The sequence below is a fragment of the Streptomyces sp. NPDC006265 genome (genome assembly GCF_040613555.1).
Taxonomy (GTDB): domain Bacteria; phylum Actinomycetota; class Actinomycetes; order Streptomycetales; family Streptomycetaceae; genus Streptomyces.
On the sequence record NZ_JBEXSH010000418.1, the window covers coordinates 1 to 7747 of the forward strand.

Annotated in this window: 8 protein-coding genes; all 8 read left to right on the plus strand. The window is 70.5% G+C overall.

The annotated features are described in order from the left end of the window. Positions 1–99: 99 nt before the first annotated feature. The gene (gene ruvX / locus ABZ281_RS28765; RefSeq protein WP_356660087.1) at positions 100–564 is read left to right on the plus strand and encodes a Holliday junction resolvase RuvX; all 465 of its coding nucleotides are present in this window, start codon (positions 100–102) and stop codon (positions 562–564) included. Between the two features lie 121 nt (positions 565–685). Beyond that, a complete protein-coding gene (gene mltG / locus ABZ281_RS28770) occupies positions 686–2428 on the plus strand; it encodes an endolytic transglycosylase MltG (RefSeq protein WP_356660089.1) in 1743 nt (580 codons plus the stop codon). Between the two features lie 586 nt (positions 2429–3014). After that, a complete protein-coding gene (locus tag ABZ281_RS28775; protein ID WP_356660091.1) occupies positions 3015–3860 on the plus strand; it encodes a shikimate dehydrogenase in 846 nt (281 codons plus the stop codon). Positions 3861–3910: 50 nt separating this feature from the next. Next, positions 3911–4327 (plus strand): hypothetical protein, encoded by a 417-nt coding sequence (locus ABZ281_RS28780; RefSeq protein ID WP_356660093.1) that lies wholly within the window; start codon positions 3911–3913, stop codon positions 4325–4327. A 141-nt stretch (positions 4328–4468) separates the two neighbouring features. Beyond that, a complete protein-coding gene (gene aroC / locus ABZ281_RS28785; protein ID WP_356660095.1) occupies positions 4469–5653 on the plus strand; it encodes a chorismate synthase in 1185 nt (394 codons plus the stop codon). Next, the gene (locus ABZ281_RS28790) at positions 5650–6165 is read left to right on the plus strand and encodes a shikimate kinase (RefSeq protein WP_356660097.1); all 516 of its coding nucleotides are present in this window, start codon (positions 5650–5652) and stop codon (positions 6163–6165) included. The genes aroC and ABZ281_RS28790 overlap by 4 nt, the downstream gene beginning before the upstream one ends. Further along, positions 6162–7253, plus strand: coding sequence for a 3-dehydroquinate synthase (gene aroB / locus ABZ281_RS28795; RefSeq protein WP_356660099.1), 1092 nt, complete (start codon positions 6162–6164; stop codon positions 7251–7253). The genes ABZ281_RS28790 and aroB overlap by 4 nt, the downstream gene beginning before the upstream one ends. 196 nt (positions 7254–7449) lie before the next feature. After that, on the plus strand, positions 7450–7747 hold a 298-nt coding region (locus tag ABZ281_RS28800; protein ID WP_356660101.1), incomplete at its 3' end, for a Pro-rich N-terminal domain-containing protein.

A 7747-nucleotide genomic window follows, 5' to 3' on the forward strand; every position in this document is an offset into this window, starting at 1 on the left:
CAGGGCGGTGGCCAGAACCCGGCCGCCATCGGTGACGCCGTGGACGCCGTGGAGCGCCTGGTCACCGAGACGGCCAAGTAAGAGACGGGTCGGAACAGCATGCGCAGAGGACGTCGACTCGCGATCGACGTCGGGGACGCCCGCATCGGGGTCGCCTCGTGCGACCCCGACGGGATCCTCGCCACCCCGGTGGAGACGGTCCCGGGGCGTGACATCCCCGCAGCTCAGCGACGGTTGAAGCAACTCGTCGAGGAGTACGAGCCGCTGGAGGTCGTGGTCGGTCTCCCGCGCTCCCTCAAGGGCGGCGAGGGCCCGGCCGCGGTGAAGGTCCGGGGCTTCACCCAGGAACTGGCCCGCATGATCTCACCGGTTCCGGTGAGACTTCTCGACGAACGCATGACGACGGTGACGGCCAGCCAGGGACTGCGCGCCTCGGGCGTGAAATCCAAGAAGGGCCGGTCCGTCATCGACCAGGCGGCAGCCGTGGTCATCCTGCAACAAGCCCTCGAATCCGAACGGGCATCAGGTAAAGCACCCGGCGAAGGCGTCGAAGTGGTCATCTGATCGCGATACGGTAACGTTCCGCGCGATGTGGCGGCATTCGAACAGCCACCGCACAGCAAGAGGCGGGACGGGAGCCGGTCCGGAAACCGCGCGACCGCCGCCTCGCGGCTCTAGGGGATCGATGACTGAGTATGGCCGGGGCCAAGGCTCCGAACCGTGGCATCCGGAGGACCCGTTGTACGGGGACGGCGGATGGGACGGACAGCAGGCCCATCAGGGTCAGCAGCCCCCCTACGGCGGCCAGCCGCAGCACTATCCAGAGCAGCCGCAGCAGCCGCAGCAGCCGCAGTACGGCGACTGGGGCACCGGTGAGCAGGCCGGATACGGTCAGGCGCAGCAGCAGTACCCGTACGACCAGCACTACGCGGCACAGGCCCACGGCCACCAGCAGTACCCCGGCCAGCAGGACCCCGGACACCAGCAGGCCCAGGGCTACCACCAGCAGCAGTACGACACCGGCGGCTGGGTCAACGACCCGCACCAGCAGGTCTCCTACCCCGGTGACCCGGCGGACCCCTATGGGCAGCAGGCCGGTGCCTACGGCGGCGGTCAGCAGGACTACTACGGCACGCCCGACGCGTATCCGCCCCCGGAGCCGCCCGGCCGGCGAGGGGTCGCGCCCGCTCAGGAGCCCGCTCAGGAAGCGGTGACCGACTGGGACCCCGGCCCCGATCAGGGCGAGCACGCCTTCTTCGCGGGCGGTGACGACGATGACGACGGCGACGAGCCGGGGGAGCGCCGCGGGCGCGAGGACAAGCGGGGGCGCGGCGGCGGCAAACCGAAGAAGCGCCGCAGCGGCATGGCCTGCCTGCTGGTCGTCGTGCTCCTCGGCGGCGGCCTGGTAGGCGTCAGCTATTTCGGCTACCAGTTCTACCAGGATCGTTTCGGCGACGCCCCGGACTTCGCGGGCGACGGCAACGGGCAGCAGGTGTCCGTCGAGATCCCCGAGGGAGCGCTCGGCTACAAGATCGGCCAGGTGCTGAAGAGCGCGGGGGTCGTCGCGAGCGTTGACGCGTTCGTCGCCGCCCAGGAGGACAACCCGAACGGCAAGGGCATCCAGGACGGCGTCTACACGCTGCAGAAGCACATGTCGGCCGCGAGTGCGGTCGAACTGATGCTCAGTCCGAAGAGCCGCGACAACCTGATCATCGCCGAGGGCCGGCGCAACGCCGACATCTACCGGCTCATCGACAAGCGGCTCAAGGTCAAGGAAGGCACCACTGCCGCCGTGGCCAAGAAGGACTACGAGCAGCTCGGCCTGCCCTCCTGGGCGCAGAACCACGCCGACGTCAAGGACCCGCTGGAAGGCTTCCTCTACCCCTCCAGCTACGGCGTCAGCGAGGGGCAGAAGCCCGCGGCCGTCCTGAAGCAGATGGTCAAGCGGGCCACCACGACGTACGAGAAGCTCGGCGTCGAGAAGAAGGCCGCGAGCCTCGGACTCGAGGACCCGTGGCAACTGGTCACCATCGCCAGCCTGGTCCAGGCCGAGGGCACGAGCCACAGTGACTTCCGCAAGATGGCCGAGGTCGTCTACAACCGGATGAAGCCCGGCAACCCGCAGACCAACGGCATGCTGGAGTTCGACTCCACCTACAACTACATCAAGAACCAGAGCAAGATCGACCTGAGCCTGAGCGAACTGCGGAACTACGACAACCCGTACAACACGTACTTCCACAAGGGCCTGCCGCCCGGTCCGATCGACAATCCGGGGGAGGACGCGATCAAGGGCGCCCTCAAGCCGACGGACGACGGCTGGTACTACTTCATCTCGCTCGACGGCAAGACCAGCAAGTTCACGAAGACGAACGCCGAACACCAGAAACTGGTCGACCAGTTCAACGCCTCACGAAATGGTGGATAGTGAGGGGATGCCACGTCCCACCGTCGTACGCGCAGGTTCAGTGTCTGAGATCAGCGGAGGACGTTCATTCAGAAAATGGACCAAGTCCGCTCGGTGTGACTGCTGCCATTGAGGTGAAGGCGCGATCTTCATTTCTAGTCCATGACGGTGAGGGCAGACGCTGAGCTTGTTGCGAGTCGGCGAGACGCATTGCACGGTGGCGAAGCGTCGGTCGAGCGTTCAGGTGAGGTCGCCAGAAGACGGTCATCGCTCGTGACCTTCATCCCAGCGTCCGGTAAATGGCGCGAGGGCGGGTCCGGCTTAGCGGACGGGATCACCTGTTCGGCTAGTGGAGGGGCGTCCGCGGGCTGGCTGTCGGACGGAGACAAGACACCTGTGGCCCCGTCAGGTCCGACCGCGCCCAGGCATGGCCGGCCCGGTGGTATTGGCTGCACGGCATGCGGATCGGGCTGAGAGCGCGATAGGGTCCATGGCGGCCGTGACGCGGATTCTGCTCCTTGACCCTCACATTCGCCTGCGTTTCACCTGGCGAGGCACGGTAGGAACCGCCACAGACCTGGATCGCACGAGGCTAAGGACGGAATTCATGCCAGCAGGGGCAGTCGACGCCCGCGCCCGCCGGGCCGCCGTACTCGGCTCCCCGATCGCCCACTCCCTCTCCCCGGCCCTGCACCGCACCGCCTACCAGGAGTTGGGCCTGGAAGGGTGGACGTACGACAGGTTCGAGGTCGACGAGGCCGGGCTGCCCGCGTTCTTCGAGACGCTCGGCCCCGAGTGGGCCGGGCTCTCGCTGACCATGCCGCTCAAGCGAGCAGTGATCCCGCTGCTCGACGAGATCAGCGAAACCGCCGCCTCGGTCGACGCCGTCAACACTGTCGTCCGCACCGAGGACGGCCGCCGGATCGGCGACAACACCGACATCCCCGGCATCGTCGCAGCGCTGCGCGAACGCGGCATCGAGCGGGTCGACTCCGCCGCCATCCTCGGCGCCGGCGCCACCGCCTCCTCCGCGCTGGCCGCGCTGTCCCGGATCTGCCCGGGCGAGATCGCCGTGTACGTGCGCAGCGAGGCCCGGGCCACCGAGATGCGGCAGTGGGCCGAGCGGCTCGGTGTCGCCGTCCGAGTCGCGGACTGGGCCGATGCCGAGCAGGCCCTGCGCGCCCCTCTGGTGATCAGCACGACGCCGGCCGGTGTCACCGACGCCCTCGCCCGGTCCGTGCCGGAGCGCCCGGAGGCCCTCTTCGAGGTCCTCTACGATCCCTGGCCGACCGACCTCGCCGCCCGCTGGTCGGCGTGCGGCGGTGCCGTCGTCAGCGGTCTCGACCTGCTGGTGCACCAGGCCGTGCTTCAGGTCGAGCAGATGACGGGGCTGTCACCGGCGCCCTTGGACGCCATGCGAAAAGCGGGCGAGCGGGCTCTCGCGGCCCGCTAAGATCCGCTCTCGGTTCCGCAGGGGGCGGAACAGGGAGGGGAACGTCCGTCATGTCCGCAGGGCTGCCTCAGGCGTCCGTCAAGTCCCAGATATTCGAGTCCCTGCTGGGATTCCTGCCCGACTGGGTGCAGATCACGGTGCTCGCCCTGATCGTGCTCGCCGTCGTGGCGTCCTGGGTCGTCAAGATCAAGCGCAAGATCGCCTACCGGCGCGCCGTCCGCGACGGGCAGCCGGTCCACGCCGCCGCCCAGTTCGGGCAGGGGCGCGGTGCGGACTACCTGGGCCAGTACGCGCCGCAGCAGACGCAGCCGGCTCAGCAGCAGGGCAGCGGGGCCGATCACCTGGGGGCGTACGCCCCACCGCGTCAGGCCGAGCCCGCGCAGCAGCCGAGCGGTGCCGACTTCCTCGGGGCGTACGCGCCGCAGCAGCGTCCGGGCGACGGCCCGTCCACGAGCGCGTCCGCTTGATGGACCAGCCGCCGGGCAAGCGGCCCCGGCGTGGGAGGATCGGAGATGGCGGACCGGGCCGCGCACCCGGTCCCGCCGTCGCCGTACGCGACGAGGCGCGTACGCAGGGCAGTACCAGAGCGCGAGCACTGAGGAGCACCGTTGAGCAGGTTGCGCTGGCTGACCGCGGGGGAGTCCCACGGTCCCGCACTCGTGGCGACGCTGGAGGGCCTTCCCGCCGGTGTGCCGATCACCACGGACATGGTGGCGGACCATCTCGCGAGGCGGCGCCTGGGCTATGGGCGCGGTGCCCGGATGAAGTTCGAGCGCGACGAGGTCACCTTCCTCGGCGGCGTCCGGCACGGTCTGACCCTCGGCTCCCCGGTCGCGGTGATGGTGGGCAACACCGAGTGGCCGAAGTGGGAACAGGTCATGGCCGCCGACCCGGTCGACCCGGAGATCCTCGACGGGCTCGCCCGCAACGCCCCGCTGACCCGGCCCCGGCCCGGCCACGCCGACCTGGCGGGCATGCAGAAGTACGGCTTCGACGAGGCCCGGCCGATCCTGGAGCGTGCTTCGGCACGTGAGACGGCCGCTCGCGTCGCCCTGGGCGCGGTGGCCCGGTCGTACCTCAAGGAGACGACCGGCGTCGAGATCGTCAGCCACGTCGTCGAGCTGGCCGCGGCCAAGGCACCGAAGGGTGTCTACCCGACCCCGGCCGATGTCGCGCGGCTGGACGAGGACCCGGTGCGCTGCCTGGACGCGGACGCGTCGAAGGCGATGGTCGCGGAGATCGACCAGGCCCACAAGGACGGCGACACCCTCGGCGGCGTGGTGGAGATCCTGGCGTACGGCGTGCCGGTGGGCCTGGGTTCGCACGTGCACTGGGACCGCAAGCTCGATGCCCGCCTCGCCGGCGCCCTCATGGGCATCCAGGCGATCAAGGGCGTCGAGATCGGCGACGGCTTCGAACTGGCGCGAGTGCCCGGCTCCAAGGCGCACGACGAGATCGTGAAGACCGACGACGGCATCCGGCGCACCACCGGCCGCTCCGGTGGTACCGAGGGCGGTCTGACCACCGGTGAGCTGCTGCGCGTCCGCGCGGCGATGAAGCCGATCGCGACCGTGCCGCGCGCCCTGCAGACCGTGGACGTCACCACCGGCGAGGCCGCGCAGGCCCACCACCAGCGTTCCGACGTCTCCGCGGTCCCGGCCGCCGGTATCGTCGCCGAGGCCATGGTGGCACTGGTGCTCGCGGACGCGGTGGCGGAGAAGTTCGGCGGCGACTCGGTGGCCGAGACGCGCCGCAACGTGACGTCGTACCTCGACAACCTCGCCATCCGATGAGCGGCCCGCTGGTCGTCCTGGTCGGCCCGATGGGTGTGGGCAAGTCCACCGTCGGGCAACTGCTGGCCGAGCGGCTCGGGGTCTCCTACCGGGACACCGACGACGACATCGTCGCCGACCAGGGCCGGACCATCGCCGAGATCTTCGTCGACGAGGGCGAGTCCGTCTTCCGGGCGATCGAGAAGGCGGCCGTGCGGCGGGCGCTCGGCGAGCACGACGGCGTCCTGGCCCTCGGCGGCGGAGCGATCCTCGACAGCGACACGCGCGCACTGCTCGCCGGGCAGCGCGTGGCGTACCTGTCGATGGACGTCGAAGAGGCGGTCAAGCGCACCGGCCTCAACACCGCCCGCCCGCTGCTCGCGGTCAACCCGCGCAAGCAGTGGCGCGAGCTCATGGAGGCCCGCCGCCACCTGTACGAGGAGGTCGCCACGGCCGTGGTCGCCACCGACGGCCGGACCCCCGAAGAGGTCACCGAAGCCGCCCTGGACGCACTGGAGTTGAAGAAAGCATGAGCGAGGCAGTCACGCGGATCCAGGTCGGCGGCACCGCGGGGACCGACCCGTACGAGGTCCTGGTGGGCCGGCAACTGCTGGGTGAACTCGGCGGGCTGATCGGCGAGAAGGCCCAGCGCGTCGCGATCCTCCACCCCGAGGCGCTGGCCGAGACCGGCGACGCGCTGCGCGCCGACCTGGCCGAGCAGGGCTACGAAGTGGTCGCCGTCCAGGTGCCCAACGCGGAGGAGGCCAAGACCGCCGAGGTCGCCGCCTACTGCTGGAAGGCGCTCGGCCAGTCGGGATTCACACGTACCGACGTCGTCGTCGGCGTCGGCGGCGGTGCGACCACCGACCTGGCCGGGTTCGTCGCGGCCACCTGGCTGCGCGGGGTGCGCTGGATCGCCATCCCCACCACCGTGCTCGCCATGGTGGACGCGGCCGTCGGCGGCAAGACCGGCATCAACACCGCCGAGGGCAAGAACCTCGTCGGCGCCTTCCACCCGCCCGCCGGTGTGCTCTGCGACCTGGCCGCGCTGGACTCCCTGCCGGTCAACGACTACGTCTCCGGGCTCGCCGAGGTCATCAAGGCCGGCTTCATCGCCGACCCGGTGATCCTGGACCTCATCGAGTCCGACGTACAGGGCGCCCGCACCCCGGCCGGCCCGCACACGGCCGAGCTCATCGAGCGCTCCATCCGGGTCAAGGCCGACGTCGTGTCGTCCGACCTCAAGGAGTCCGGCCTGCGCGAGATCCTCAACTACGGCCACACGCTGGGCCACGCCATCGAGAAGAACGAGCGCTACAAGTGGCGCCACGGCGCGGCGGTCTCGGTCGGCATGCACTTCGCCGCCGAACTCGGGCGTCTGGCGGGCCGGTTGGACGACGCGACGGCCGACCGTCACCGCGCGATCCTCGAAGCGGTCGGGCTGCCCCTGCACTACCGGCACGACCAGTGGCCCAAGCTGCTGGAGACCATGAAGGTCGACAAGAAGTCGCGCGGCAACCTCCTGCGCTTCATCGTCCTCGACGGTCTGGCCAAGCCCACCGTCCTGGAGGGACCCGACCCGGCCGTGCTGCTCGCCGCGTACGGCGAAGTGGGGCAGTAAGTCCTCCGGCACGTCTTCCGCCCGAAATCGCCTTACGGGCCGGGCACTTCGGGCCGCCCCCGGCCGTTCACACATCGACGACCGGGGGCGGTACCGTTCGGATGGGGGTCCCCCCACGCCCTTTAGGCTGTGGGGGAAAGCGGGTTCCGCCCCCGCTGTCAGCGCCCATCGCCTGTACGAGACGGAGTGGCACCGGATGCAGCACGCAGTGGGTTCTCCGCTGCCGCCGCCCCATCAGCCGGGGCACGGACCGGCTACGGGCTGGTCGCCGGCCGCACATCACCCGGGCCCGCAGCACGCGGGCGCGCACCAGGGCTCCGTGCCCGTGCCCCCGCCGCCCCCGGCACCGGGATATCCGGCGCCCCCGCCCGGACCGGGGCCGGCCCCGGCTTCCGCCCCGCCGACGCCGGAGACCACCGGGCACGTGCCGTTGCCGCCCGGCGGCCCGGTCGCCATGCCGATGGCTCCGCCCGCCGCGACGGTGCCCGATCCCG